Here is a 22,675-nt window from a genome sequence, read left to right as displayed (position 1 = left end):
GAGCGCAGCGGAGCAATTCAGCGTCGGACCAAGCCGCCCTGGATTACATCGCTACGCTCGCAATGACGATCTACGTCCGGCGAAGGGGCGCGCCTAGGGCGCCGCTCAGTTCATCAGCTCGACCGCCATCGCGACGCCTTCGCCGCCGCCGATGCAGAGCGAGGCCACGCCGCGCTTCTGCCCGGTCGTTTGCAGCCCGCCGAGCAAGGTGGCGAGGATGCGCGCGCCCGATGCGCCGATCGGATGGCCGAGCGCGCAAGCGCCGCCGTTGATGTTGAGCTTTTCGTGATCGAGCGCCAGTTCCTGCATCGCGATCATCGCGACGCACGCGAACGCCTCGTTGACCTCCCACAGATCGACGTCGCCGACCGACCAGCCGGCCTTTTCCAGCGCCTTGCGCATCGCGGGCACCGGGGCGGTGGTGAAGCGCGCCGGGGCGTGCGCGTGCGCGGCGTGGCTGACGATCCGCGCCACCGGCGCGATGCCGAGCTTCTCGGCGACCGAGAGGCGGGTCAGCACCAGCGCCGCCGCACCGTCGGAGATCGACGAGGCATTGGCGGCGGTGACGGTGCCGTCCTTGGTGAAGGCGGGGCGCAGCGTCGGGATCTTGGCCGGATCGCTCTTGCTCGGCTGCTCGTCCGCCGAAACGGTGGTGGTGCCCTTGCGGCCCTTCACCTCGACCGCGACGATCTCGCGCTCGAACGCGCCCGATGCCTGCGCCTTTTGCGCGCGGGTCAGCGAGGCGATCGCGAATTCGTCCTGCGCCTCGCGCGTGAATTGATATTCGCGCGCGGTGTCCTCGGCGAACACGCCCATCGCGGTGCCGGACTGATAGGCGTCCTCGAGCCCGTCGAGCGCCATATGGTCGAACAGCCGGTCGTGCCCGAAGCGCGCGCCGCCGCGGTGCGCCTTCGACAGATAGGGCGCGTTGGTCATGCTCTCCATGCCGCCCGCGACCAGCAGGTCGATCGACCCCGCGCCGAGCGCCTCGGCGCCGAGAATCGCGGCCTGCATCCCCGAGCCGCAGACCTTGTTGAGCGTCGTCGCCTCGACATGCTCGCCGAGACCGGCATGGATCGCGGCCTGGCGGGCCGGGGCCTGGCCGACCCCCGCCGACAGGACATTGCCCATATAGATGCGCTCGATCGCGGCGGCGTCGACCCCGGCGCGCTCGACCGCGGCCTTCACCGCGGCCGCGCCCAGCTCACTGGCCGACAGCGCAGCGAGACTGCCCTGCATCGAGCCCATCGGGGTGCGCGCATAGGACAGGATGACGATGGGATCGGTAGCCATGATTTCGCGGTTCCTCGCTTGATCTCGATCGGCATGTAAGCGCTCGTCCGGCAGGGCGCAAACGACTAGGCGAGCTTTATGCAGAGCCTTGCCGAAGCGCTGAAATGGTATGCGGCGCTCAGCGGGATCGCGGCGGCGTTCATGGTCTCGCTCGACAATGGCCGGCGGGTGACGGGCTGGGGCATGGCGATCTTCGTCACCTCGTCGATCGCGTGGATCACCGGCGCGTGGCTGACCGGCGACGAGCCGCTGGGCGTGCAGAACGGCGTGCTGCTCGGCATCAACAGCTTCGGCGTGTATCGGTACCTGATTCGCAAGCAGGGCTGAGACGGTGGATGTGGGCGGTGGTGTTGGGCGTGCTGGGGGCCGTCGTCGGCAGCTTCCTCGCGACGATCGCGCTGCGCTGGCCGCAGGAGCGATCGATCGTGCACGGGCGCTCGGCATGCGACGGGTGCGGGCGGACGCTGCGGGCGACTGAGCTGGTGCCGTTGCTCTCATGGCTCGTCGCGCGCGGGCGCTGCCGGACCTGTGACGCGCGGATCGATCCGCTCCATCCGCTGGTCGAGGCCGGCTGCGCCGCTGTCGGCGTCTCCGCGGCGCTGGTCGCGCCGGGGCCGGTTGCAATGGCAGGGGCGGGGTTCGGGTGGCTGTTGCTGGTGCTGGCGGTGATGGACGCGCGCGACTTCTGGCTGCCCGATCCGTTGGTTGCCGCGCTGGCGCTGGTCGCGGCGGTGGGAGCGTGGATCGCGCCGCCGGCGCTCGGCGAACGACTGGCCGCCGGCGTCGGTGGCTTTGCGGTGCTGTGGCTGATCGGCGCCGGCTATCGCTGGTGGCGCGGACGCGAGGGGCTGGGCGGGGGCGATCCGAAATTGTTCGGCGCGATCGGGCTGGCGCTGGGGTGGCGGATGCTGCCGGCGGTGTTGCTGGTCGCCGGACTGGTCGGGGTCGGCTGGGTGCTGTTCCACAAGCTGCGTGGACGGGCGGTCGCCGCCGATGACGCGCTGCCGCTCGGCACGCTGCTCGCGATCGCGGCTTACCCGGCGTGGCTGCTCATGATAGGCATGGCGGCATGAAGTTCGCGTTTCTGCTGCTCGCGGCGCAGGCGGCCGCGCCGGCCCCCGGCATCGACGGGCTGCCGATCGGCGCCCTCCCGCAACAGGCGCTGCCCGCGCGCGGCTGTGCGGCCTATCTCTTCTCGACCGGGACGACGCGGACGCTGGCGGCGATGGCGACCGCCGACCCTGCGACGCTGCGGCTGGTGCTCGACGGCAAGACCATCGATCTGCCGCGCACCGGGGCGACGGGCGCTGCGCAGCTCGGCCTCAATGCGGAAAGCGTCTATCGCGCGGGCGATGTGGTCGCGACGGTGCAGATGACCGTGGAGTTGCGCCAGAACCTGACCGCGGGGGCGGCGGTGCCGGTGGCGACGTTGCGGCTGGATCGGGAGGGGCGCGACACGGTGGTGGTGCCGCTCGCCGGACTGGTCGGCTGCGCGGGCTAGGCGAAAAGCAAAGCGCCCGGCGGAACGTGTCCACCGGGCGCCACCTTGCTCAGCCTAGTGCGAGGAGGTGATTTCCTCCTTCAACCGCAGTTTCTGCTTCTTCAGGTCCGCCAGCACGATCGTATCGGGCACGGGACGTTGCGACTCGGCGGCAATCCGCTGGTCGATCGTCGCGTGCTTGGCCTCCAGGGCCGAGATGTGCGCGGTCTGCATGGCAGTCTCCTTCGTGGTTGAGAGGGAGCGAAAGGAAATCACGAAACGGGCGTGATGTCCCCTTACTTTTGCTTATTCACGATCATCTGCGACTTTCGTGGGACGGGTCGCGCCGATCGGATGCGGCCGCTATGCAGGCACGACTCAGGCGTCGGAAGGGCGGGCGATGAACGACATCGGTGGTGAGGCGGACGTGACGGCGCGCGTCGAGTCGCTGCGCGTCGAGCATCGCGACCTCGATGCCGCGATCGCCGCACTGGCGGAGGGCGGCGTGTCCGACCAGTTGCAGCTCATGCGGCTCAAGAAGCGCAAACTGCGATTGCGCGACGAGATCGCACTGCTGGAAGATCAGATGATCCCCGACATCATCGCCTGACGCCCGCCCGGAAAATGGCGCGTTTCGGGACGGTTCGGCAGCTCGGGCGAGGCGCAAACGTGATGAACGCGCTTGGCGGCCGACCGGCGGTCGTGGCAAGGACGCGGGCATGGCCGACCACGCCCATGACCCGCGATTGCATCGCCGCCTGATCGACTCCTTCTATACGGAGGCGATGGTGCTCGCGGACGAGGCGCGGCATTATTTCGACGAGGGCGGGCGCGTCGAGCGCGAGGCGCTGCCGCCGATGGAGCGCGTCGCGTTCAGTTGCGAGTCGCTCAAGGTGACGACGCGGCTGATGCACGTCATCGCCTGGCTGCTGACGCAGCGCGCGATCGCGGCGGGGGAATTGCCGCCGACGCAGGCGCTCGATCCGGCCCGACGACTGGGGGACGCGCCGACCACCGACGCCGGGATGCTGGCGCGCTTTCCGGCGCAGGCGCGCGGGCTGATCGCGAGCAGCGTCGACCTCCACCGCCGCGTCGCGCTGCTGGACGCGGCCCATGCGCGCGAGATGCCGGTGGTGAGCCCGGCGCGCTCGATGCTCGACCGGCTGGCGACCGCCTTTTAGCGTTCGATCCACGTACGTGAAAGCGGGCCAGTCACGGGGCGGCGAGGACGTTATCGGCCCAGCAAGCGCGCGCGGGCAGCCCGATATTCCTCCGCCAGTTGCGCGACCCGAGCGGCGGCGGGGACGACGGTGTCGATCGCGCCGATCCCCTGACCCGAACCCCAGATGTCGCGCCACGCCTTGGCCGCGCCGCCCGAGGCGAAGCTCATCGTCTTGAGATCGCCCTGCGGGAGATCGTCGGGGTCGAGCCCGGCGGCGACGATCGACGCGCGCAAGTAATTGCCGTGGACGCCGGTGAACAGGTCCGAATAGACGATATCCGCGGCACGCCCGTCGACGATCGCCTGTTTGTAGCGCGCGTCGGCGTTGGCTTCATCGGTGGCGATGAACGCCGAGCCGATATAGGCGAAGTCCGCGCCCATCGCCTGCGCGGCCAAGACTGCATCGCCGCTGGCGATCGCCCCCGACAGCGCGAGCGGGCCCGCGAACCAGCTGCGAATTTCCTGTACCAGCGCGAAGGGAGAGAGGCGACCGGCGTGGCCGCCGGCGCCGGCCGCGACCGCGATCAGCCCGTCGGCGCCTTTCTCGATCGCCTTGCGCGCGAAGCGGTCGTCGATGACGTCGTGGAGCGTGACGCCGCCCCACGCATGCACCGCCTGGTTGAGTTCCTCGCGGGCGCCGAGTGAGGTGATCGTGATCGGCACCTTCCACTTGGCGCAGACCGCGAGATCGGCCTCAAGCCGGTCGTTGGACTTATGGACGATCTGGTTGACCGCAAACGGTGCGGCGGGCGCGTCGGGATGCGCGCGATCGTAGGCGGCGAGTTCCTCGGTGATGCGGTGCAGCCATTCGTCGAGCATCGCCGCCGGACGGGCGTTGAGCGCCGGGAACGATCCGACGATCCCCGCCTTGCATTGCGCGATCACCAGATCCGGGTTGGAGATGATGAACAGCGGCGACCCGATCACGGGGAGACGCAGGCGCGACAGGAGCGGGGGGATCGACATGACCGGGTTATGTGGGGCGGGCCAGGGCGTGGCAAGATTGACGCAACGTCAGGTGGCGCGGGTTTTTTCGGCACCGTTATCCCGCGCAAATTGGAATCCGGAACCGCTGACGGCGCGGTTCTTATGCAGACCTGCGCGTCTGGATCCCCGCCTGCGCGGGGATGACGGAGGCCCTTATTCTATCCGCTCCAGCCCCTCGGCCGCCGCGCGCGCATTCTCCACATAATGCGCCGCCGATAGTCTGAGCCCTGCGACCGTTGCGTCATCCAACTCGCGCACCACCCGCGCCGGGCTGCCGACGATCAGCGAGCGCGGCGGGAAGACCTTGCCCTCGGTGACCAGCGCGCCGGCCCCGACGATACAGTCCGCGCCAATGATCGCGCGGTTGAGGACGATCGCGCCCATGCCGATCAGCGTGCGGTCGCCGATCGTGCAGCCGTGGAGCACCGCATGATGGCCGATCGTGCACTCGGTGCCGATCGTCAGCGGCACGCCGGGATCGGAGTGGAGCATCGCGCCTTCCTGGACGTTGCTGCGCGCGCCGATCGCGATCGTGGTGTTGTCGCCACGCACCACCGCGCCGAACCACACGCCGACCTCCTCGCCAAGCACGACATCGCCGATCACGTCGGCGCTGGGAGCGACCCAGGCGGAGGGCGCGCGGGTCGGGCGCTGGCCCTTGAAGGCATAGAGCGGCATCTTCTCTCTCCCTGCTGTCCCGCGGCGATACATGCATGCGCGCGGTCGATGGTAGCCGAAAATGTAAACAGGACGTTAAGACATGGCCATGCAACGCCGACTTGTCCTGACGAACGAGGGTGCCGGACACCCTTTCCGCCGCACGCTGCCGCCGCCCCCCGCCGCGCAACCGGCCGCGGCGGGCGATCAGGACGTGCGGCTGTTCCTGCTCAGCTTCGCCGCCTTCTTCGTCACGTTTTCGACGATGATCTTCTAGGCGCTCAGTCGCACGCGCGGTGCAGGCGCTGCGCGATCATCGCCGACACGACGCACATTCCGACCACGACCAGCAACAGCTCCGAGGGCGTGACGCCCAGCGCGGTGATCCCCGCGACCGCGATCGAGCCGAAGGTCATCGCCCCGGCGTTGACGACGTTGTTGGCCGCGACGGTCCGCGCGGTATGGTCCTTGGTCACCGTGGTGGTCAGGAACGCGTAGAGCGGCACCACGAACATTCCGCCGAAGATCGCCACCCCCAGCAACGCCAGCAGCACCAGCACGGCATGAGGCTGCCGGATGAAGCCGGCCATGTCGAACAATTGCCCCTCCGGGGCCGGCGTCCAGAGCCCGACCACCCACCAGAAGGCGAGCACCGTCAGCCCCATCGCGATCACCGAGGCGGGCGAGAAGCGCGCCGAAATCTGCCCGCGCAGCATCAGGTTGATGACCACCGACCCGATCGCGACACCAATCGAGAACACCGCGAGCACGAGGCTGGCGACGCTGGCGTCGGCGGTCAGCACGTTCTTCACCAGCGGCGGAAAGACGATGATGAGCACCGAGCCGATCGTCCAGAAGAAGCTGATCGCGCAGATCGCGAGGAACAGCCGCGGGATATGCATCGTCTCGGCGATCAGCCGCCACGAGGCGCGGACCGGATTATAGTCGAGCACCAGCTTCGGCCCGAGCCGCGGCGCGGGCGGCACCGCGCGCGCGGTCAGCCAGCCGAGCAGCGCGACCGCGAGCGTCAGCACCGTCACCAGCACCGGCGAGCGATAGACGAAGCCGGCGAGAATCGTGCCGAGCAGGATCGACAGATAGGTACCGGCTTCGACCAGCCCGGTGCCGCCGAGCACGTCCTCTTCGTCGAGATGCTGTGGCAGGATCGCGTATTTGATCGGGCCGAAGAACGTCGAATGGATGCCGAGCCCGGTGACCGCGGTGAGCATCAGCACCAGCGGCAGCGTCACCGCACCCGTGCGCGCGAGCATCAGCCCGGCACCGCCAACCGCCATGATCGCGATCTCGACCGTCTTCACCAGCCGGATGATCCGCGCCTTGTCGCTCGAATCGGCGAGCTGCCCCGAGAGCGCGGACAGCACGAAGAACGGCAGGATGAACAGCGCCGCGGTCAGCGCGTTGAAGAAACTCTCCTGCGTCTCGTCGGCGAAGATCTCATAGGTGGCGAACAGCACCATCGAGGTCTTGAAGAGATTGTCGTTGAAGGCACCGAGAAATTGCGTGGTGAACAGCGGCAGGAACCGCCGCCGTTTAAGAAGCCCGAGGGCATTGATCATGACGCGGGACCCGGCCCCCGGATTGTTGGCAATTGTTCGAGCCATAGCCGCTGCCCCGCTACGATCCAACGGCGATTTTCGGTCGACGGGCGCTTGCGCTGCCTGCGTCACGGGTCCACGTCGCACCCATGCTGTCCCTGCCCAACATCCTGACGCTGTCGCGGATCGTCGCGGTGCCGCTGCTCGTGGCGTTCCTCTGGTGGCCGAGCTGGCGGTTCGGTTTCGGGGTCGCGTTCGGCCTCTACTGCCTGATGGGGATCACCGACTATTTCGACGGCTATCTCGCGCGTGCGCAGGGGACGGTGTCGAAGCTCGGCGTGTTCCTCGATCCGATCGCCGACAAGATCATGGTCGCGGCGGTGATCCTGATGCTGGTGGGCACGCGCCACGACGATGTCGCAGCGATTACCGGGGTGCATATCATCGCCGCGTTGGTGATCCTGCTGCGTGAGATCGCGGTCAGCGGCTTGCGCGAGTTTCTTGCCGGATTGCAGGTGTCGTTGCCGGTGTCGCGGCTGGCGAAGTGGAAGACGACGTTGCAGCTCGTCTCGCTCGGCGGCCTGATCCTGTCGGGTGCGCTGCCGGCCGAGGCGTGGATCAAGGTCGCGAGCCTCGCCAGCCTCTGGGGCGCGGCGGCGCTGACGATCGTCACCGGCTGGGATTATCTGCGGGTCGGTTTGAAACATATGGATTGAGCGACTTCCGTTCGCCTCGAGCATAGTCGAGGCGGCTTGTCGGGAAGGTGCTGGGCGGCACCATCTCTCGACAGACGGGTTCTCGACTTCGCTCGAACCCTGCTCGAGACGAAGGGCGTGATGGGACGATATGAAACTGCTGTATTTCGCCTGGGTGCGTGAACGGATCGGGCTGGCCGAGGAAGACGTCATGCCGCCCGCCGACGTCGCCACCGTCGCCGATCTGGTCGCGTGGCTTGCGCCGCGCAGCCCCGGCCATGCCGCCGCCTTTGCCGATCCGGCGCGGTTGCGCGCGGCGGTCGATCAGGCGTTCGTGCCGCTCGACACGCCGGTCGCGGGCGCGCGCGAGGTGGCGATCTTTCCGCCGGTGACGGGCGGATGATCCGGGTTCTCGTCTCCCGCGACGCGATCGATATCGCTGCCGAGGTGGAGCGGCTGGAGCAGGGCGGGGCGGTCGCGACCTTCGCCGGGCTGGTGCGCGCCGACGACGGCGTCGCGACGCTGGAGCTGGAACATTATCCCGGCGCGACCGAGGCGGCGCTGACGCGGCTCGCCGAAGACGCGACCGCGCGCTGGTCGCTGACCGCCGTGGCGATCGTGCACCGGGTCGGGCCGATGGCGCCGGGCGAGCGGATCGTGTTCGTCGGTACCTGCTCGGCGCACCGTGCCGCCGCGCTGGAGTCCTGCGCGTTCCTGATCGACCGGCTCAAGACCGACGCACCGTTCTGGAAGCGCGAGACCGTCGAGGGCACCACTCGCTGGGTGGAGGCGCGCGCCGCCGACGAGGATGCGGCGGCGCGCTGGTCCTGATTATCGCGGCAACTGCCACCGGATTCGATCGGTGAAGGTGCCGGCGATCGGCGTTCCGGCCTCGTCGTGCGCCGGGGTGAAGCGCGCACGGCGCTGGTAGAGGCGGCAGGTCGCCTGATCGAGCGCGGCATGGCCGCTCGGCGCGGTGACCGTGCAGGACTCGACCCGTCCATCGGCGCCGATCCGCATCGAGATGGCGACCACCCCGTCCTCCTCGGCACGCAAGGCTGAGGGCGGATAATCGTCGGTGCTGATCCAGTCGTTGCGGTTGCCGCGCGCGAGCACGCCGCGCGCCTTGCTGACCGTGGCGGGCTGGGCGGGCGGGTCGACCGTCACGGTGGCGGTGCCGAAATCGACAGGTGGCAGCGGCGGGGTGATGACGACCACATTGTCGCTGCTGGTGCGGCTGGGGACGATCGGCGTGACGGTGGTGAGCGGCGGCATCGTCGTGGTTGGTTGGTGCGGCGTCACCTTTTCCAGCTTCGGCGGCGTGATGTCGGGCGGCGGCGGGGTTTCGATCGGGATGTTGGTGGTGACGAACGGCTTCGACACCGACTGGACGAAGCTGGTCGCCATGCCGCTGATGAAGACATAGCCGATCAGGCCATGGATCGCGGCGACCCCCGCGATCGTGGTGAAACGCCGTGAATTGTCGATCCGATTTGCATAAGCCATGCGACCAACCTCCCGACCGGAGGCGCCACGACGGACACGATGCCCGACGAACGACGAGCTCCAGACCGCGAGGCTGCGCCGTTTGCGACTGCGCGTCAATCGCGGTGATGGCCCGTTCAGGCTGCGGCCTTGAGCACCTCGCCGAGCAGGTGGAAATCGCGCTCGCGCGGGGAGGCGCGGCGCCAGACCAGCGCCAGCGTGCGGACCGGCGCGGCGGCGTCGAGCGGGCGCGCGACGACCTTGGTATGGTCGAGGATGCCGGCGTCGAGCGCGATCTTGGGCAGCATCGTGACGCCCAGCCCGTTGTCGACCATCTGCACCATCGTGTGCAGCGAAGTGCCGAGCATCGTCGCCTCGGCGCGCAGCTCGGCACGGTTGCACGCCGCCAGCGCATGTTCCTTGAGGCAATGGCCGTCCTCGAGCAGCAGCAGCCGCGTCTCGTCGATCTCATCGGGGCGCACCGCCGACAGATCGGCCGGCATCTCGCCCTCCGGAAAGGCGAGGAACAGGTGGTCGTCGAACAATTTGAGCACCGTCACCTCGCCGCAGGCATAGGGTAGCGCGAGCAGGACGCAGTCGGTGCGGCCGTTGTGGAGCGCCTCGCACGCCGGGCCGCTCGGTTCCTCGCGAAGATAGAGCTTCAGATCGGGATAGTCGCGGCGCAGGCGGGGGAGGATGCGCGGCAGGAGGAACGGCGCGATCGTCGGAATTACGCTCAGCCGCATCTCGCCCGACAGCGGGCGGCCGGCGGCGCGCGCCAGGTCGCCCAGTTCCTCCGCCTCGCGCAGGACGACGCGCGCCTTGGTCGCGATCTGCTCGCCGAGCGGGGTGAAGCGCACGACGCGGCGGGTGCGCTCGACCAGCGTGACGCCGATCAGCGTTTCCAACTCGCGCAGCCCCGCCGACAGGGTCGACTGGGTGACGAAACACGCCTCGGCGGCGCGGCCGAAATGACCGTGGTCTTTCAACGCAACCAGATATTGCAGTTGCTTGAGCGTCGGGAGGTAGGTGGCAGCCATTCATCGTCTCCATCGATCACAAGAGGTGGAATAGACGATTTGCTCGATCACGCGAAGCCCCCTATATCGGTGCGGCATCGAGAGGCGGCGCAGCGACGCGGCCCCGGCAGAGAGGATGACTGGAACTCCGCATTTGCAACAGGAGCCAGACATGCTGACCATCGGCGACACCTTTCCCGCCATCACCGTCCCCGTCCAGCAGGGCACCAGCGCGCTGCCGAACGGCGAGACGCTCGACCTGACCACCGCCTATCCGGGCAAGTGGAAGGTGCTGTTCTACTGGCCGAAGGACTTCACCTTCGTCTGCCCGACCGAGATCGTCGGTTACAGCCAGATCAAGGGCGACTTCGAGGATCGCGACGCGGTGCTGATCGGCGCCTCGACCGACACCGCGCACGTCCATCTCGCGTGGCGCAAGTCGGACCCGGATCTCGCCGCGGCCGACTTCCCGTGGCTGGCGGACAACGGCCGCAAGCTGGCCGACGCGCTCGGCATCGTCGACAAGAACGAGCATGTCGCGTTCCGCGCCACGTTCATCGTCGATCCGGACAACGTCATCCAGGCGGTGCAGGTCAACGGCCTGAACGTCGGTCGCAACCCGGCCGAGACGCTGCGCGTGCTCGACGCGCTGCAGACCGATGAACTGTGCCCGTGCAACTGGAACAAGGGCGACGACGTCCTGCAGGTCGCGGCCTGATTTACGGGGGCGGGGCCGGTAGGTCCCGCCTTCTACTTCCTGAAATCTATCGCCCCTCCGTCATTGCGAGCGCAGCGAAGCCATCCAGAGCGTCATGCGCTGGGCTCTGGATTGCTTCGCTGCGCTCGCAATGACGGGGCGTGGCTGGAGACACAAAGATGGCGCTCAAGGAATTCGCGGGCACGTTGCCCGATTTCGCCAAGGACATCCGCCTCAACGTCGGCTCGTTGCTGAACGAGACGGTGCTGAACGACCAGCGCAAGTACGGCACGCTGCTCGCCTGCGCGCATGGCTCGGGCCACAAGCCGCTTGTCGAGGCGACCGAGGCCGAGGTCGCGGACAAGCTGTCGCCCGAGGCGGCGACCGCGGCGCGCGCCGCGGCGGCGGTGATGGCGATGAACAACGTCTATTATCGCTTCACGCACCTCGCCAGCAACGAGGAATATGCCCGGATGCCGGCGAAGCTGCGCATGAACGTGATCGGCGCGCCGGGGATCGACAAGGTCGATTTCGAGCTGTTCAGCCTTGCGGTCAGCGCGATGAACGGTTGCGGCATGTGCATCGACAGCCATGAGCAGGTGCTCAAGAAGGCGGGCGTCACCGCCGAGGTGATCCAGACCGCCGCGCGTATCGCGTCGGTGATGAAGGCGGTCGCGACGGTTCACGCGATCAGCGCGTAACGTCGCTCGCGTCATCGCCGCGAAGGCGGGGATCCAGAAGCGCGAACGTTGCGGCTCTTGCGAGCACCTGCGCGTCTGGATTCCCGCCTTCGCGGGAATGACGGCGATGGCGCATGTCGCAGCCGAGCTACATTAGCACCGCGCGCACGAAGCCATAGGTGCTGGTGATCGTCAGCACGGTGCCGACCATCACCAGCATCACCTTCATCGGGATGCGCTTGGCAAAAAACGCACCGAGCGGCGCGGCGAACACGCCGCCGATCAGCAGCCCGACCGTGGCGGTCGCGAAGTCCTTCACCCCGAGATGGTAGATGAAGGTCGCCGAGACGACCGCGGTCAGGAAGAACTCGACGGCGCTGACCGTGCCGACCACCTTGCGCGGCTCGACGCCCTGCACCAGCAGGTTCGAGGTGACGATCGGCCCCCATCCGCCGCCGCCCGCCGCGTCCATGAAGCCGCCGATCAGGCCGAGCGGCTCGACCACCTTGGGCTTGCTGACCTTCGGCGGGAACATCAGCCCGCGCACCAGCAGGTAGACACCGATCGCGACCAGATAGGCGAGCACGAACGGCTTCACGACCGCGCCGTCGATGTTGGTGAGCAGATAGGCGCCCGCGACGCCGCCGATCACGCCGGGGACGAGCAGCCGCAGGAACAATCCCTTGTCGATATTGCCGGTGATCGCGTGGCTGATCCCGGAAATCGCGGTGGTGAAGGTCTCGACGATATGGACGTTGGCCGACGCGCGCGCCGGGGGCAGGCCGATCACCGCGACGAGCAGGGTGTTGCAGATGACTCCGAACGCCATGCCGAGCGCGCCGTCGACGAGCTGCGCGCCAAAGCCCACCGCGATGAACGGCCACAAGGCGGAAAAGTCGAGTTGCGTCAGCGCCTGCATCCGGTCTCCCCTGCGCCATCGCAACGATCGCGCGGCTTCCTCATCGGTCATATCCCATAATGGCGATAGGAAAATACGGTTTCTCACGCGATAGCGCTGCTTATGGAAACGCGCGCGCCGACGTTCTATCTTGGGCCGAGAAGAAGAGGGAACGCGGATGTCGCGACTGACCACATATCTGGATTCGATCCGCGCGCGCGACCCGGCGCCGCATTCGCGTCTTGAAGTACTCACCTATCCCGGCGTCTGGGCGCTGGCGTGGCACCGTGTCGCCAACCGACTGTATCGCGCGGGTTTCTATCTGCCCGCGCGGATCGTGAACCATTTCTCGCGCGCCGTAACCGCGATCGACATCCATCCCGGCGCGACGATCGGGCGCAATTTCTTCATCGACCATGGTTTCGTGGTGATCGGTGAAACCGCCGAGATCGGCGACGACGTCACCATCTATCAATGCGTGACGCTGGGCGGCACCAGCCCCGACAATGGCGTCGCAGGCAAGCGCCACCCGACGATCGCGGACGGTGCGATCATCGGTTCGGGCGCGCAGGTGCTGGGGCCGATCACGGTCGGCCCGCGCGCGCGGGTCGGCGCGAACGCGGTGGTGACGCGCGACGTGCCGGCAGGCGCGGTGATGGTCGGGATTCCGGCGCGCCCGACCGTCGTCGAGGGCGGGGCCGCGCCCGAGCCGCGCTTCGTTCCTTATGGCACGCCCTGCCGTGAGCTGTTCGATCCGGCAACGCAGCGGGTCGAATCGCTGCGCTGCGAGCTGGAGGCGATGAAGAAGCGGCTCGACGCGCTGATCGAGGAACAGACGCATGGCGCCGGGCAGGAGCGCGACCGCGCCTGATGGGGATCGTCACACCCTTTCCGGCCGGCGCCGGACAAGCACGACAGGTGGCGTTCGATCGCGCCGAGCTGATGCGGATCCTCGATCTGTATGGTCGGATGGTCGCGGCCGGGCATTGGCGCGACTATGCGATCGATCTGGGGCGTGAAGCGGCGGTGTTCTCCGCGTTTCGCCGCGCCACCGAGCGGCCGGAGTTTCGCGTCGAGAAGCGCCCGGCGCTGCGCAACCGGCAGGGAATGTGGGCGCTGGTCGGCGAGGCCGGGCAGGTGGTGCGCCGCGGGCATGAGCTCGGCCCGGTGCTCGCGCCGGTCGAGCGGCGACTGATGAAGCTGGTCGAGGAATGAACGGCGCGATGCGGACCGACGTCAGCGGTCCGCCTGCAACGTCCGCCCGATCAGCATCGCCTGCTCCGCGCCCGTGCCGGGGACGATCTCGCCGCTGCGGTCGGTGATCGCGTCCCAGTGATGCGCGACACCCTCGGGCGATAGCGCATCGCCGTGCAGCGCGACGCCGGGTGTCAGCGTGATATAGCTTGCCTGCACGACCCCCGCGCCCGCGCCGACGATCTGCCCGGACGGCGCATCCTCGCTGACCAGGTAAAGTGCGGCGGGGGCGACCTTCTCGGGGGCGAAGGCGGCAAACGCCACGTCGGGGAACAGCCCTTCGGTCATGCGGGTGCCGGCGGTCGGCGCGATCGTGTTGACGCGAATGTCGTGCTTCGCGCCCTCCAGATGCAGGGTGCGCGCGAGCCCGGCGATGCCGAGCTTGGCGGCGGCGTAATTGGCCTGCCCGAAATTGCCGAACAGCCCGGATGACGACGAGGTCATCAGCACGCGGCCGTAGTTCTGCGCGCGGAACGTCTCCCAGCACGCCTTGGTCGCGTAGGCGCTGCCGAGCAGATGGACCTGCACGACAAAGGCGAAATCGGCCGGATCCATCTTGGCGAACGACTTGTCGCGCAACACCCCGGCGTTGTTGATGAGGATATGGACGCCGCTCCAGGCCTCGACGGTGCGCGCGACCATTTCCGCCATCTGATCATAATCGGCGACGCTGGCGCCGTTCGCCATGGCGGTGCCGCCGGTGGCGCGGATTTCCTCGACGACGGCCTGCGCGGCGTCGGAGGCGCCGGTGCCGCTGCGATCGCCACCGAGATCGTTGACGACGACCCGCGCGCCGCGTCGGGCGAGTTCGAGCGCATAGTGTCGGCCGAGGCCGCCACCCGCACCGGTGACGATGGCGACGCGATCGTCGAAACGGATCGACATGGAAAAGGCGCTCCCTCCTGCACGGATGAAGCGCCTTCCATACCTAGACTTCGAACGGGCGCAATGCCCGCCCGGACGCTTTCGGCTTAGCGACGGCGGCGCGGCGTCTTGCGTGCGTCGCTCGCCTGCATGCAGCCGTCATACTGACCCTTTTTGCAGATCGGGTAGCTTTCCTTGGCCGCGGGCGCCGGGAAGGCCTGCGACGGGGAGGGGGCCGGCTGGAAGCGGACGGTCGCGCCCGGCTGCGGCGTGCCCGACACGGCCGGCTGCGACGGCTGGTAGCCACCCGCGCTCTCGGTGCCCATGCCACCACCCGACTGGGGCGTCATCGCGCCGCCGGCCGGCGGGGTCATCGGCGCATTGGCCTCCGGGGCCGGCGCAGCGGGGTCGGCCTGCGTGGTCGGCGCCGGCATCGTGGTGTCGGTCTGCGGCGCGGCAGCTGGATCGGCGGCCATGCCCGGATCAGCGGTGGTCGCCGGGGCTGCGCCGGTGTCGGGCGCGGTCGTCGTGGTCTGCGGCGTGTCCTGCGCGATCGCGGTCGCGGGGATGGCGATCACGGCCGCTGCCGCGAGAAGAATGGCCTTCATCTTATCTTTCTCCTGCCGTGTGCGTTCGGTCAGAAACGCGTTGTTCATTACGCGGTCCGGGCAACGCCCCACGACAGAAAAAAGGTCCCTCGTTGCGAAGACGCAAAGACTCAATGGCCAGTGTCGAGCGCGTAACCCGCTGATCTCACGGTACGAATAATGTCGGGGCGTCCGCCTTCGTTGATCGCCTTGCGCAAACGGCGGATATGGACGTCGACGGTGCGGCTTTCGATGTCGCTGTCGTGCCCCCAGACACTGTCGAGCAGGCGTTCCCGCGAGAAGACATGCCCGGGATGTTCGAGGAAGTGCTTGAGGAGACGGAATTCGGTCGGCCCGAGCGCCACCACGTCGCCGCCGCGCCGGACCTTGTGACCCACCGTATCCATCTCGAGATCGGCATAGGTGAGCTGCTCGCCGGCCAGCGCGGGGCGCACGCGGCGCAGCACCGCACCGACGCGCGCGACCAGTTCGCGCGGCGAAAACGGCTTGGTGACATAATCGTCGGCGCCGGTTTCGAGCCCGCGGACGCGATCCTCCTCCTCACCACGTGCGGTGAGCATGATGATCGGGACGTTCTGCGTCTCGGCGGCGCGGCGGAGGCGGCGGCAGACCTCGATCCCCGAGATCCCCTCGACCATCCAGTCGAGCAGGACGATGTCCGGCGGGGTCTCCTTCGCGAGCAGCAATGCCTCCTCGCCGTCGATCGTGTGCTGGACGTCGAAATGCTCGCGGGTGAAATGCCACACCAGCAGCTCGGCGAGGCTGGCGTCATCCTCCACCAGCAACATGCGGGCCTTGGCCATCAATCGACTCCTCTTTCGCGTTCCACGAGCCGCACCCCGGTTGCGGCGAAATAGACCATCTCGGCGACGTTGGTGGCGTGATCGCCGATCCGTTCGAGATTCTTGGCGACGAACAGCAGTTGCGCGCACTCGCTGATCGTCTTCGGGTTCTCGACCATGAAGGTGACCAGGGTGCGGAAGATGCTGTCGTAGAAATCGTCGAGCGCATTGTCGCGCTCGCAGACCGCCAGCGCCGCTTCCGGATCGCGCGCGGCGAAAGCGTTGAGCACGTCATGCACCATCGCGGCGGCCATTCGCCCCATCGCAGGCAGGATCGACAACGGCTCGATACGATGCTCGCTCTCGATCCGCGGCACGCGGCGCGCGATGTTCTTGGCATAGTCGCCGATCCGCTCGATCACGCTGGCGATCTTGAGCGCGGCGACGACTTCGCGCAGGTCGTCGGCCATCGGCGCGCGCAACGCGATGATGCGGACCGCGGTGCGCTCGACCTCGGTTTCCATCGCGTCGATCCGCTTGTCGTCGGCGGCGATCCGCTCGGCCAGCGTCGCGTCGCCGCGCTGCAGCGCGATCATCGCGTCGGCGATCGCGCTTTCGGCCAGCCCGCCCATTTGCGAGATCAGCCCGCGCAGCTGGCCGATGTCCTGATCGAAGGCCTTGACGGTATGTTCCTGTGTCTGCGGCATATCTGCGATCCTCAGCCGTATCGGCCCGTGATATAGTCTTTGGTGCGATCCTGCCGCGGGTTCGTGAAGATGTCGGACGTGTCGCCATATTCGACGAGCTGGCCGAGATGGAAGAAGGCGGTACGCTGGCTCACGCGCGCCGCCTGCTGCATGTTGTGGGTGACGATCACGATCGCGTAGCGGCCGCGTAATTCGTGGATCAGCTCCTCGATCTTGGCGGTGGCGATCGGGTCGAGCGCCGAGCATGGCTCGTCCATCAGGATCACCTCGGGATCGACCGCGATCGCGCGCGCGATGCACAGCCGCTGCTGCTGGCCGCCCGACAGCGCCGTGCCGCTGTCGGAGAGCCGGTCCTTGACCTCGGCCCACAGCCCGGCGCGGGTCAGCGAGCGTTCGACGATCTGCGCGAGATCGGCCTTGGAGCGCGCGAGCCCGTGGATGCGCGGGCCGTAGGCGACGTTCTCGAAGATCGACTTCGGAAACGGGTTCGGCTTCTGGAAGACCATGCCGACGCGCGCGCGCAACTGCACCACGTCCATCGCCTTGGCGTATATGTCCTCGCCATCGAGCCGGATGTCGCCCTCGACGCGCGCGCCGGGGATCGTGTCGTTCATGCGGTTGAGCGTGCGCAGGAAGGTCGACTTGCCGCAGCCCGACGGGCCGATGAAGGCGGTGACATCCTCGCGCCGGACGTCGATCGAAACGTCGCGGATCGCCTGCTTGCGCCCATAGAAGACGTTGACGCCCGAGGCGGTCATTTTGGGCGCGGCGTTGCTCATTTCCAGCGAGTCTCGAAACGGTTGCGAAGATAGATGGCGAGCCCGTTCATGGCGAGCAGCACCACCAGCAGCACGATGATCGCCGCCGAGGTTTTTTCGACGAACCCGGTCTGCACATCGTCGGACCACAGGAAGATCTGCACCGGCAGCACGGTGGCGGGATCGGTCAGCCGGCCCGGCGGCGCGGCGATGAAGGCGCGCATCCCGATCATCAGCAGCGGCGCGGTCTCGCCGAGCGCGCGCGCCATGCCGATGATCGTGCCGGTCAGGATGCCGGGCAGCGCGAGCGGCAGGACGTGGTGGAAGACGACTTGGATCGGCGAGGCGCCGAGCGCGCGCGCGGCGTCGCGGATCGACGGCGGCACCGCGGTGATCGCGTTGCGCCCGGCGATCACGATCACCGGCATCGTCATCAGCGCAAGCGTCAGCCCGCCAACGATCGCCCCCGAGCGCGGCATGTGGAAGGTGCCCAGGAACACCGCCAGCCCGAGCAGGCCGAAGATGATCGACGGCACCGCGGCGAGATTGTTGATCGACACCTCGATCAGGTCGGTCCAGCGGTTCCGCGGCGCATATTCCTCCAGGTACAGCGCCGAGAGCACGCCGATCGGGAAGGCGAGCGCGAGCGTGACGAGCATCGTCAGCAGCGAGCCCTTGAGCGCACCCCAGATCCCGGCGCGGGTCGGGTCGGTGGCGTCGGCGCCGGTAAAGAAGCTGACGTTGAGCCCGCGCGACAGATGCGTGCCGAGCGCGGCAACCGCCGCCTCGCTCTCGGGTGTGCCGATCCCTTTGTACGCCATGTCGATATCGGTGGCGACCGGGACCGGGATCGTCACCGGCGTGGCGAGCAGCCGCGGGTGGCGCTTGATCGCGTCGCGGACGCGCAGCCACGCACCGTCCGACAACAGGGCCTCCCCGCCCTGAGCGGGGAAGGCGCGATCGGCGGCAGCGTCCACCGCATTCTCCAGCCCGGCGCCGGCCAGCGCGAGATCGGCGGCCGCGCCGTTCAGTTGCGCCCGGGTGACCGTGACGTGGCCGCGCAGGTCGAGCGGCAGCGCGAGCCGCGTCTCGGTGAAGCCGCTTGCCCCCTGCGCGATCATCGTCGCGAGCAGGTAGAAGAGGAACGCCGCCGAGGCGCACACCGCCGCCAGACCGAGCAGGCGAAACCGTCGCTCCGCCGCATAGCGTCGGCGGACGTGGCGTTGCATCGCGGGCGTCTGCCAGTCGGTCGGCTGGCGCGCGACAGGGGCGGCGCGCTTATTCATAGGCTTCGCGGTAGCGGCGCACGACGATCAGCGCGACGACGTTGAGCAGCAGTGTGATGACGAACAATGTCAATCCGAGCGCGAAGGCGGCAAGCGTCTTGGCCGAGTCGAACTCGGCTTCGCCCGTCAGCAGGTCGACGATCTGCTTGGTGACGGTGGTGGTGCTCGCAAACGGGTTGAGCGTCAGCGCAGCGACCCCCGAGGCGGCCATGACGACGATCATCGTCTCGCCGATCGCACGGCTGACTGCGAGCAGAACGCCGCCGACCACGCCGGGCAACGCCGCGGGGACCAGCACGCGGCGGATCGTCTCCGAACTGGTCGCGCCCATTGCGAGGCTGCCGTCGCGCATCGACGCCGGCACCGCCGACAGCGAGTCGTCGGCCATCGACGACACGAAGGGAATGATCATCACCCCCATTACGACCCCGGCGGCGAGCGCGCTTTCGGACGAGGCCCAGCGCACCCCGAGCGCGACGCCAAGGTCGCGCACCGCCGGCGCGACGGTGAGCGCGGCGAAATAGCCGTAGACGACGGTCGGCACGCCCGCGAGCACCTCGAGGATCGGCTTCATCCAGCGGCGGGTGGTCTGCTGCGCATATTGGGTCAGATAGATCGCGCTCATCAGCCCGAGCGGCACCGCGACCGCCATCGCGATGATCGCGCCGATGAAGAACGTCCCCCAGAACAGCGGCACCGCGCCCAGCGATGCGCCGGGGTTGCGGGCGTCGATCACCTGCGGGCTCCAGTGCGTCCCGAACAGGAATTGCGTGATCGGCACGATCCGGAAAAAGCGCGCGCTCTCGACCAGCAGCGAGGCGACGATCCCGATCGTCGTCAGGATCGCGATCAGCGAGGCGAAGAGCAGCAACCCCATCACCACCCGCTCGACCTGCGATCGCGCCGAAAAGCCGGGGCGCACGCGCAGGAAGGCGACCGCGCCGCCCGAAAAGGCCAGCAGCAACGCGATCGTGGTGGCGATCCAGTCGAAGCGCGATTGCGCGGACGCGTAAGCGGGGGCGAGCCGCTCCGACAGCGGGTGGAACGCGCCCCAGGCATCGCCATTGGCGAGGTTGCGCGCCTCCGACAGGATCGCGGCGCGGTCGAGGCCCGGGGGCGGCAGCGCGGCGGCCGGCGGGGTGGCGAGCACCGCGTCGGTGACCAGGGCGGGCGCGACCGAATGCCAGACAGCGAGGAACACCAAGGCGGGCAGCAGCGTCCACATCGCCACATACCAGCCGTGATGCTGGGGCAGCGAGCTGAACCGCCGGGTGGTCGCGCTGCGGAAGCGAATGGCGCGCGCGCGGGCGACGACCCAGCCGATCAGCCCGAGCGCCGCGATCAGGAAGAGAAGCGCGAGCACAGACATCAGTGCAGCACGCGCGGGTCGAGCGCGACTTCGTGCGCGATGATTGCGGCGGCGCGACGCTGCACCGCGGGCGGCGCGGCGATCAGCCCGCGTTTCACCAGCGGCCCGCCGGCACTCCACAGCGCGGAATATTGGCGGAGAAACGCGCGCAACCCGGGGATCGCGCGCAGATGCGCCTTCTTGGCGTAGACGAACAGCGGGCGCGCGCCAGGATAGGCGCCGCTGGCGATCGTTGCATAGGTGGGCGCGACGCCGCTCAGCGGGATGCCACGCACCACGCCGGCATTCTGTTCGAGATAGCCATAGCCGAAGATGCCGAGCGCATTGGGATTGGAGCGCAATTTCTGAACGATCAGATTGTCGTTCTCGCCCGCGTCGACATAGGCGCCGTCCTCGCGCAGCCGTTGGCAGCGTGTGGCGAAGGCGTTGGGATCGCGTTGGTGCATCCCCAATGTGTCGGGCTCGACCGCTTCGCAGCCCTTGGCGAGGATCAGCTCGGCAAGCGCGTCGCGTGTGCCGCTGGTCGCGGGCGGTCCGTACACCTGGATCGGGATCGCCGGAAGCGCCGGGTTCACGTCACGCCACAACCGCGCCGTGTTGCGGCGACCGAGCGGCGCGGCGGCGAGCGCGCGATAGATGTCGGCGGGGGTCAGCGCCATGCCGGGCCCCTGCAGCGCCTCGGCGAAGGCGATGCCGTCGATGCCGATCTGCACCTCGAGGATCTGGTCGACGCCGTGGCGCGCGCATTCGGCATATTCGCCGCGGCGCAGGCGGCGCGAGGCGTCGACGAGGTCGGGGTGCGCCGCACCGACCCCCGCGCAGAACAGGCGGATGCCCGCGCCGGTGCCGGTCGACTCGATCACCGGCGGGCGCGCATGCGGCACGGTGGCGAGGAAGCGTTCGGCGACGATCGTCGTGAACGGATAGATGGTCGACGAGCCGACTGCGCGAATCTGGTCGCGTGCGCCCGCGCCGCCACCCGCCGCCTGATCGACGCACGCCGCCAGCCCGCACGCCAAAGCGAGCGGCAGCATGGCTGCAAGCGCCTGAACGAAGCGCGACATGGATCCCCCGCACGGGCGTTCGCCGACACGGCAGCCCTCATCCAGCGCGCCGTGTGACATAGAGGTTACGCCTTCATGACAGCGGCTTCGGCGTCGGGGTCGGCAGCGTGACCGTCACGCGCGTGCCGACGCCGACGGTGCTGGCGATGTCGAGCCGGCCGCGGTGGCGCTCGACGACATGTTTGACGATCGCGAGCCCGAGTCCGGTGCCGCCGATCGACCGGCTGCGGCCGGGATCGACGCGGTAGAAACGCTCGGTGAGGCGCGGCAGATGCTCGGGCGGAATTCCATCGCCTTGATCGGCGACGCGCAGGCAGACATTCTGCGCCTGCGTCCACAGCGACACCTCCACCGGGGTGCCGGCGCGGCCATATTTCATCGCATTGCCGATCAGATTGTGGATCAGCTGGGAAAGCTGCACCGGATCGCCGGTGACAGGCGGCAGCTGCTCGGCGATGTCGAGCCGGATGTCGGCGCCGCGGTCGCCATGCGTGGTGGTCAGCGTGTCGCACGCCTCCTGCGCGAGAACGGCGAGGTCGACCGCGGCGCGCAGCTCGCGGAACTTCTCGGCCTCGATCCGCGACAGGCTCATCAGATCCTCGACCAGCCGCTCCATCCGGCGCGCCTCGTCGAAGACGATTGCGAGGAAGCGCTTACGCAGCCCCGGATCGTCCCCGGCCTCGTCGGCCAGCGTCTCGACATAGCCGAGGATCGAGGCGAGCGGAGTGCGCAGCTCGTGGCTGGCGTTGGCGACGAAATCGACGCGCATCTTCTCGGCAGCGTGCTGACCGGTGCGGTCGACGAGCTGCACGAGCCGCGCATTCTCGCCGATCGGCGCGGCGCGCATCTCCCAGCGCTGGTCGAGCGCGCCGATCCCGACGAGATCGACCGGCTGCGTCACGCCTTCCGCCAGATGCGCGGCGGCGCCGGGATGACGGATCGCGACGCGGGCATCCTCGCCGACGATATGCGCGCCCAGCAGCGTCCGCGCGGCGACATTGGCGAGCGCGACCCGGCCACCGCGCAGCACCAGCACCGGCTCGGCGACCGCCTCGACGATCGCGGCGGCGGGCAGCTCATGCGACGGCGCGGGTGCCTCGTCGTGCGCGGCGGCCTGCTCCTCCGGGATGGTGGCGATGATGACGACCAGCGCGGCGCCGCCCGCCAGCGCCGCCAGCCCGGCCTGACCATCGCGCGACAGCAGCCAGACCATTGCCGCCGTCGCCACCGCGATCGTCACCGCCAGCCAGGTGCGCAAGGGAAGTTCGTCGATCACGCGCATGAGGATAGCGCAGCTATGTGACGAAAGGCAGA

The 22,675-nt window shown here is 68.5% G+C and carries 30 protein-coding genes; 13 read left to right on the top strand and 17 right to left on the bottom strand.

Annotated elements, in window-relative coordinates; all coding sequences use genetic code 11:
* Positions 1-105: 105 nt before the first annotated feature.
* Positions 106-1,293 (bottom strand): thiolase family protein, encoded by a 1,188-nt coding sequence (locus FHS97_RS02260; RefSeq protein ID WP_184032835.1) that lies wholly within the window; start codon positions 1,291-1,293, stop codon positions 106-108.
* A 78-nt stretch (positions 1,294-1,371) separates the two neighbouring features.
* Between FHS97_RS02260 and FHS97_RS02255 the strand changes: the two genes are divergently transcribed.
* Genes FHS97_RS02255 through FHS97_RS02245 form a run of 3 tightly spaced genes read left to right on the top strand, consistent with a single transcriptional unit; the run spans position 1,372 to position 2,794 of the window.
* Complete coding sequence (locus tag FHS97_RS02255; protein WP_184032834.1) at positions 1,372-1,620, top strand: hypothetical protein; 249 nt, start codon at positions 1,372-1,374, stop codon at positions 1,618-1,620.
* Between the two features lie 8 nt (positions 1,621-1,628).
* Positions 1,629-2,366 (top strand): prepilin peptidase, encoded by a 738-nt coding sequence (locus FHS97_RS02250; protein ID WP_184032833.1) that lies wholly within the window; start codon positions 1,629-1,631, stop codon positions 2,364-2,366.
* Positions 2,363-2,794 carry a hypothetical protein gene (locus FHS97_RS02245; RefSeq protein WP_184032832.1) on the top strand — a complete coding sequence of 144 codons (432 nt, stop codon included), beginning with the start codon at positions 2,363-2,365 and terminating at the stop codon, positions 2,792-2,794. Before FHS97_RS02250 ends, FHS97_RS02245 begins: the two co-directional genes overlap by 4 nt.
* 54 nt (positions 2,795-2,848) lie before the next feature.
* Here the strand turns inward: FHS97_RS02245 and FHS97_RS02240 are convergent, their stop codons facing one another.
* Positions 2,849-3,007: a YdcH family protein gene (locus tag FHS97_RS02240; protein ID WP_081668721.1), complete on the bottom strand. Its 159-nt coding sequence runs from the start codon at positions 3,005-3,007 to the stop codon at positions 2,849-2,851.
* 166 nt (positions 3,008-3,173) lie between these two features.
* Here FHS97_RS02240 and FHS97_RS02235 point away from each other — a divergent pair, with 166 nt between their 5' ends.
* Together FHS97_RS02235 and FHS97_RS02230 are read left to right on the top strand one after the other, a co-directional pair.
* Complete coding sequence (locus tag FHS97_RS02235) at positions 3,174-3,383, top strand: DUF465 domain-containing protein (RefSeq protein WP_184032831.1); 210 nt, start codon at positions 3,174-3,176, stop codon at positions 3,381-3,383.
* Between the two features lie 109 nt (positions 3,384-3,492).
* Positions 3,493-3,954, top strand: a complete 462-nt coding sequence (locus tag FHS97_RS02230; RefSeq protein WP_184032830.1) for a DUF1465 family protein — start codon at positions 3,493-3,495, stop codon at positions 3,952-3,954.
* A 50-nt stretch (positions 3,955-4,004) separates the two neighbouring features.
* On the opposite strand, the gene FHS97_RS02225 is transcribed toward FHS97_RS02230, so the two are convergent.
* Both FHS97_RS02225 and FHS97_RS02220 read right to left on the bottom strand, forming a co-directional pair.
* The gene (locus FHS97_RS02225) at positions 4,005-4,961 is read right to left on the bottom strand and encodes an NAD(P)H-dependent flavin oxidoreductase (protein ID WP_184032829.1); all 957 of its coding nucleotides are present in this window, start codon (positions 4,959-4,961) and stop codon (positions 4,005-4,007) included.
* A gap of 174 nt (positions 4,962-5,135) precedes the next feature.
* Complete coding sequence (locus FHS97_RS02220) at positions 5,136-5,660, bottom strand: gamma carbonic anhydrase family protein (RefSeq protein ID WP_184032827.1); 525 nt, start codon at positions 5,658-5,660, stop codon at positions 5,136-5,138.
* Between the two features lie 82 nt (positions 5,661-5,742).
* On the opposite strand from FHS97_RS02220, the gene FHS97_RS02215 reads away from it, so the two are divergent.
* Positions 5,743-5,916 carry a hypothetical protein gene (locus FHS97_RS02215; RefSeq protein WP_184033075.1) on the top strand — a complete coding sequence of 58 codons (174 nt, stop codon included), beginning with the start codon at positions 5,743-5,745 and terminating at the stop codon, positions 5,914-5,916.
* 4 nt (positions 5,917-5,920) lie between these two features.
* Here FHS97_RS02215 and FHS97_RS02210 read toward each other — a convergent pair whose 3' ends face one another.
* Entirely contained in the window at positions 5,921-7,216 is a 1,296-nt protein-coding gene (locus tag FHS97_RS02210) for an MFS transporter (protein WP_184032826.1), read from the bottom strand.
* 128 nt (positions 7,217-7,344) lie between these two features.
* Between FHS97_RS02210 and pgsA the strand changes: the two genes are divergently transcribed.
* The 3 genes from pgsA to FHS97_RS02195 all read left to right on the top strand — a co-directional run bounded on the left by pgsA (position 7,345) and on the right by FHS97_RS02195 (position 8,721).
* A complete protein-coding gene (gene pgsA, locus FHS97_RS02205; RefSeq protein WP_184032824.1) occupies positions 7,345-7,911 on the top strand; it encodes a CDP-diacylglycerol--glycerol-3-phosphate 3-phosphatidyltransferase in 567 nt (188 codons plus the stop codon).
* Between the two features lie 130 nt (positions 7,912-8,041).
* Positions 8,042-8,293 (top strand): molybdopterin converting factor subunit 1, encoded by a 252-nt coding sequence (gene moaD / locus FHS97_RS02200; protein WP_184032822.1) that lies wholly within the window; start codon positions 8,042-8,044, stop codon positions 8,291-8,293.
* Positions 8,290-8,721 (top strand): molybdenum cofactor biosynthesis protein MoaE, encoded by a 432-nt coding sequence (locus FHS97_RS02195; protein WP_184032820.1) that lies wholly within the window; start codon positions 8,290-8,292, stop codon positions 8,719-8,721. The genes moaD and FHS97_RS02195 overlap by 4 nt, the downstream gene beginning before the upstream one ends.
* Here FHS97_RS02195 and FHS97_RS02190 read toward each other — a convergent pair whose 3' ends face one another.
* Together FHS97_RS02190 and FHS97_RS02185 are read right to left on the bottom strand one after the other, a co-directional pair.
* Complete coding sequence (locus tag FHS97_RS02190; RefSeq protein WP_184032818.1) at positions 8,722-9,396, bottom strand: energy transducer TonB; 675 nt, start codon at positions 9,394-9,396, stop codon at positions 8,722-8,724.
* 116 nt (positions 9,397-9,512) lie between these two features.
* Positions 9,513-10,415, bottom strand: coding sequence for a hydrogen peroxide-inducible genes activator (locus FHS97_RS02185; RefSeq protein WP_184032816.1), 903 nt, complete (start codon positions 10,413-10,415; stop codon positions 9,513-9,515).
* A gap of 151 nt (positions 10,416-10,566) precedes the next feature.
* Between FHS97_RS02185 and FHS97_RS02180 the strand changes: the two genes are divergently transcribed.
* Positions 10,567-11,112, top strand: coding sequence for a peroxiredoxin (locus FHS97_RS02180; RefSeq protein ID WP_184032813.1), 546 nt, complete (start codon positions 10,567-10,569; stop codon positions 11,110-11,112).
* Between the two features lie 158 nt (positions 11,113-11,270).
* Positions 11,271-11,792 (top strand): alkylhydroperoxidase, AhpD family, encoded by a 522-nt coding sequence (ahpD, locus tag FHS97_RS02175; RefSeq protein ID WP_184033046.1) that lies wholly within the window; start codon positions 11,271-11,273, stop codon positions 11,790-11,792.
* Between the two features lie 127 nt (positions 11,793-11,919).
* Here ahpD and FHS97_RS02170 read toward each other — a convergent pair whose 3' ends face one another.
* Positions 11,920-12,690: a sulfite exporter TauE/SafE family protein gene (locus FHS97_RS02170; protein WP_184032812.1), complete on the bottom strand. Its 771-nt coding sequence runs from the start codon at positions 12,688-12,690 to the stop codon at positions 11,920-11,922.
* A 157-nt stretch (positions 12,691-12,847) separates the two neighbouring features.
* On the opposite strand from FHS97_RS02170, the gene epsC reads away from it, so the two are divergent.
* A complete protein-coding gene (epsC, locus tag FHS97_RS02165) occupies positions 12,848-13,540 on the top strand; it encodes a serine O-acetyltransferase EpsC (RefSeq protein WP_184032810.1) in 693 nt (230 codons plus the stop codon).
* Positions 13,540-13,884: a DUF2794 domain-containing protein gene (locus tag FHS97_RS02160; RefSeq protein ID WP_184032808.1), complete on the top strand. Its 345-nt coding sequence runs from the start codon at positions 13,540-13,542 to the stop codon at positions 13,882-13,884. Before epsC ends, FHS97_RS02160 begins: the two co-directional genes overlap by 1 nt.
* A gap of 21 nt (positions 13,885-13,905) precedes the next feature.
* Here FHS97_RS02160 and FHS97_RS02155 read toward each other — a convergent pair whose 3' ends face one another.
* The 9 genes from FHS97_RS02155 to FHS97_RS02115 all read right to left on the bottom strand — a co-directional run bounded on the left by FHS97_RS02155 (position 13,906) and on the right by FHS97_RS02115 (position 22,643).
* On the bottom strand, positions 13,906-14,808 hold the full coding sequence (locus FHS97_RS02155; protein WP_184032806.1) for an SDR family NAD(P)-dependent oxidoreductase: 903 nt from the start codon (positions 14,806-14,808) through the stop codon (positions 13,906-13,908).
* Between the two features lie 86 nt (positions 14,809-14,894).
* On the bottom strand, positions 14,895-15,395 hold the full coding sequence (locus tag FHS97_RS02150) for a hypothetical protein (RefSeq protein ID WP_184032804.1): 501 nt from the start codon (positions 15,393-15,395) through the stop codon (positions 14,895-14,897).
* A 110-nt stretch (positions 15,396-15,505) separates the two neighbouring features.
* Positions 15,506-16,198: a phosphate regulon transcriptional regulator PhoB gene (gene phoB, locus FHS97_RS02145; protein ID WP_184032802.1), complete on the bottom strand. Its 693-nt coding sequence runs from the start codon at positions 16,196-16,198 to the stop codon at positions 15,506-15,508.
* Positions 16,198-16,884, bottom strand: coding sequence for a phosphate signaling complex protein PhoU (gene phoU / locus FHS97_RS02140; protein ID WP_184032800.1), 687 nt, complete (start codon positions 16,882-16,884; stop codon positions 16,198-16,200). Before phoU ends, phoB begins: the two co-directional genes overlap by 1 nt.
* Positions 16,885-16,895: 11 nt before the next feature.
* Complete coding sequence (gene pstB, locus FHS97_RS02135) at positions 16,896-17,663, bottom strand: phosphate ABC transporter ATP-binding protein PstB (protein WP_184032799.1); 768 nt, start codon at positions 17,661-17,663, stop codon at positions 16,896-16,898.
* Entirely contained in the window at positions 17,660-18,928 is a 1,269-nt protein-coding gene (gene pstA / locus FHS97_RS02130; RefSeq protein ID WP_246346368.1) for a phosphate ABC transporter permease PstA, read from the bottom strand. Before pstA ends, pstB begins: the two co-directional genes overlap by 4 nt.
* Complete coding sequence (pstC, locus tag FHS97_RS02125) at positions 18,921-20,297, bottom strand: phosphate ABC transporter permease subunit PstC (protein WP_184032798.1); 1,377 nt, start codon at positions 20,295-20,297, stop codon at positions 18,921-18,923. The genes pstA and pstC overlap by 8 nt, the downstream gene beginning before the upstream one ends.
* Positions 20,297-21,361: a substrate-binding domain-containing protein gene (locus tag FHS97_RS02120; protein WP_184032796.1), complete on the bottom strand. Its 1,065-nt coding sequence runs from the start codon at positions 21,359-21,361 to the stop codon at positions 20,297-20,299. Before FHS97_RS02120 ends, pstC begins: the two co-directional genes overlap by 1 nt.
* 73 nt (positions 21,362-21,434) lie before the next feature.
* Complete coding sequence (locus FHS97_RS02115; RefSeq protein ID WP_184032795.1) at positions 21,435-22,643, bottom strand: sensor histidine kinase; 1,209 nt, start codon at positions 22,641-22,643, stop codon at positions 21,435-21,437.
* Between the last annotated feature and the right edge of the window lie 32 nt (positions 22,644-22,675).

Origin of the sequence: Sphingomonas endophytica (genome assembly GCF_014199415.1) — a bacterium.
Classification (GTDB): Bacteria; Pseudomonadota; Alphaproteobacteria; order Sphingomonadales; family Sphingomonadaceae; genus Sphingomonas; species Sphingomonas endophytica.
The sequence above is the reverse complement of the archived record's forward strand: the minus strand, read 5'-3'. Positions and strand labels throughout refer to the sequence as shown.

What these genes read in the sequence shown, in the direction of transcription:
- pstA (WP_246346368.1), bottom strand. Translation starts at nt 18,928, where the DNA reads ATGAATAAGCGCGCCGCCCCTGTCGCGCGCCAGCCGACCGACTGGCAG.
- FHS97_RS02185 (WP_184032816.1), bottom strand. Translation starts at nt 10,415, where the DNA reads ATGGCTGCCACCTACCTCCCGACGCTCAAGCAACTGCAATATCTGGTT.
- phoB (WP_184032802.1), bottom strand. Translation starts at nt 16,198, where the DNA reads ATGGCCAAGGCCCGCATGTTGCTGGTGGAGGATGACGCCAGCCTCGCC.
- pstC (WP_184032798.1), bottom strand. Translation starts at nt 20,297, where the DNA reads ATGTCTGTGCTCGCGCTTCTCTTCCTGATCGCGGCGCTCGGGCTGATC.
- FHS97_RS02150 (WP_184032804.1), bottom strand. Translation starts at nt 15,395, where the DNA reads ATGAAGGCCATTCTTCTCGCGGCAGCGGCCGTGATCGCCATCCCCGCG.
- FHS97_RS02170 (WP_184032812.1), bottom strand. Translation starts at nt 12,690, where the DNA reads ATGCAGGCGCTGACGCAACTCGACTTTTCCGCCTTGTGGCCGTTCATC.
- FHS97_RS02160 (WP_184032808.1), top strand. Translation starts at nt 13,540, where the DNA reads ATGGGGATCGTCACACCCTTTCCGGCCGGCGCCGGACAAGCACGACAG.
- FHS97_RS02120 (WP_184032796.1), bottom strand. Translation starts at nt 21,361, where the DNA reads ATGTCGCGCTTCGTTCAGGCGCTTGCAGCCATGCTGCCGCTCGCTTTG.
- epsC (WP_184032810.1), top strand. Translation starts at nt 12,848, where the DNA reads ATGTCGCGACTGACCACATATCTGGATTCGATCCGCGCGCGCGACCCG.
- FHS97_RS02210 (WP_184032826.1), bottom strand. Translation starts at nt 7,216, where the DNA reads ATGATCAATGCCCTCGGGCTTCTTAAACGGCGGCGGTTCCTGCCGCTG.
- phoU (WP_184032800.1), bottom strand. Translation starts at nt 16,884, where the DNA reads ATGCCGCAGACACAGGAACATACCGTCAAGGCCTTCGATCAGGACATC.
- FHS97_RS02260 (WP_184032835.1), bottom strand. Translation starts at nt 1,293, where the DNA reads ATGGCTACCGATCCCATCGTCATCCTGTCCTATGCGCGCACCCCGATG.
- ahpD (WP_184033046.1), top strand. Translation starts at nt 11,271, where the DNA reads ATGGCGCTCAAGGAATTCGCGGGCACGTTGCCCGATTTCGCCAAGGAC.
- FHS97_RS02180 (WP_184032813.1), top strand. Translation starts at nt 10,567, where the DNA reads ATGCTGACCATCGGCGACACCTTTCCCGCCATCACCGTCCCCGTCCAG.
- FHS97_RS02155 (WP_184032806.1), bottom strand. Translation starts at nt 14,808, where the DNA reads ATGTCGATCCGTTTCGACGATCGCGTCGCCATCGTCACCGGTGCGGGT.
- FHS97_RS02190 (WP_184032818.1), bottom strand. Translation starts at nt 9,396, where the DNA reads ATGGCTTATGCAAATCGGATCGACAATTCACGGCGTTTCACCACGATC.
- FHS97_RS02215 (WP_184033075.1), top strand. Translation starts at nt 5,743, where the DNA reads ATGGCCATGCAACGCCGACTTGTCCTGACGAACGAGGGTGCCGGACAC.
- FHS97_RS02235 (WP_184032831.1), top strand. Translation starts at nt 3,174, where the DNA reads ATGAACGACATCGGTGGTGAGGCGGACGTGACGGCGCGCGTCGAGTCG.
- FHS97_RS02220 (WP_184032827.1), bottom strand. Translation starts at nt 5,660, where the DNA reads ATGCCGCTCTATGCCTTCAAGGGCCAGCGCCCGACCCGCGCGCCCTCC.
- moaD (WP_184032822.1), top strand. Translation starts at nt 8,042, where the DNA reads ATGAAACTGCTGTATTTCGCCTGGGTGCGTGAACGGATCGGGCTGGCC.
- FHS97_RS02245 (WP_184032832.1), top strand. Translation starts at nt 2,363, where the DNA reads ATGAAGTTCGCGTTTCTGCTGCTCGCGGCGCAGGCGGCCGCGCCGGCC.
- pstB (WP_184032799.1), bottom strand. Translation starts at nt 17,663, where the DNA reads ATGAGCAACGCCGCGCCCAAAATGACCGCCTCGGGCGTCAACGTCTTC.
- FHS97_RS02255 (WP_184032834.1), top strand. Translation starts at nt 1,372, where the DNA reads ATGCAGAGCCTTGCCGAAGCGCTGAAATGGTATGCGGCGCTCAGCGGG.
- FHS97_RS02250 (WP_184032833.1), top strand. Translation starts at nt 1,629, where the DNA reads ATGTGGGCGGTGGTGTTGGGCGTGCTGGGGGCCGTCGTCGGCAGCTTC.
- FHS97_RS02230 (WP_184032830.1), top strand. Translation starts at nt 3,493, where the DNA reads ATGGCCGACCACGCCCATGACCCGCGATTGCATCGCCGCCTGATCGAC.
- FHS97_RS02225 (WP_184032829.1), bottom strand. Translation starts at nt 4,961, where the DNA reads ATGTCGATCCCCCCGCTCCTGTCGCGCCTGCGTCTCCCCGTGATCGGG.
- FHS97_RS02195 (WP_184032820.1), top strand. Translation starts at nt 8,290, where the DNA reads ATGATCCGGGTTCTCGTCTCCCGCGACGCGATCGATATCGCTGCCGAG.
- FHS97_RS02240 (WP_081668721.1), bottom strand. Translation starts at nt 3,007, where the DNA reads ATGCAGACCGCGCACATCTCGGCCCTGGAGGCCAAGCACGCGACGATC.
- pgsA (WP_184032824.1), top strand. Translation starts at nt 7,345, where the DNA reads ATGCTGTCCCTGCCCAACATCCTGACGCTGTCGCGGATCGTCGCGGTG.
- FHS97_RS02115 (WP_184032795.1), bottom strand. Translation starts at nt 22,643, where the DNA reads ATGCGCGTGATCGACGAACTTCCCTTGCGCACCTGGCTGGCGGTGACG.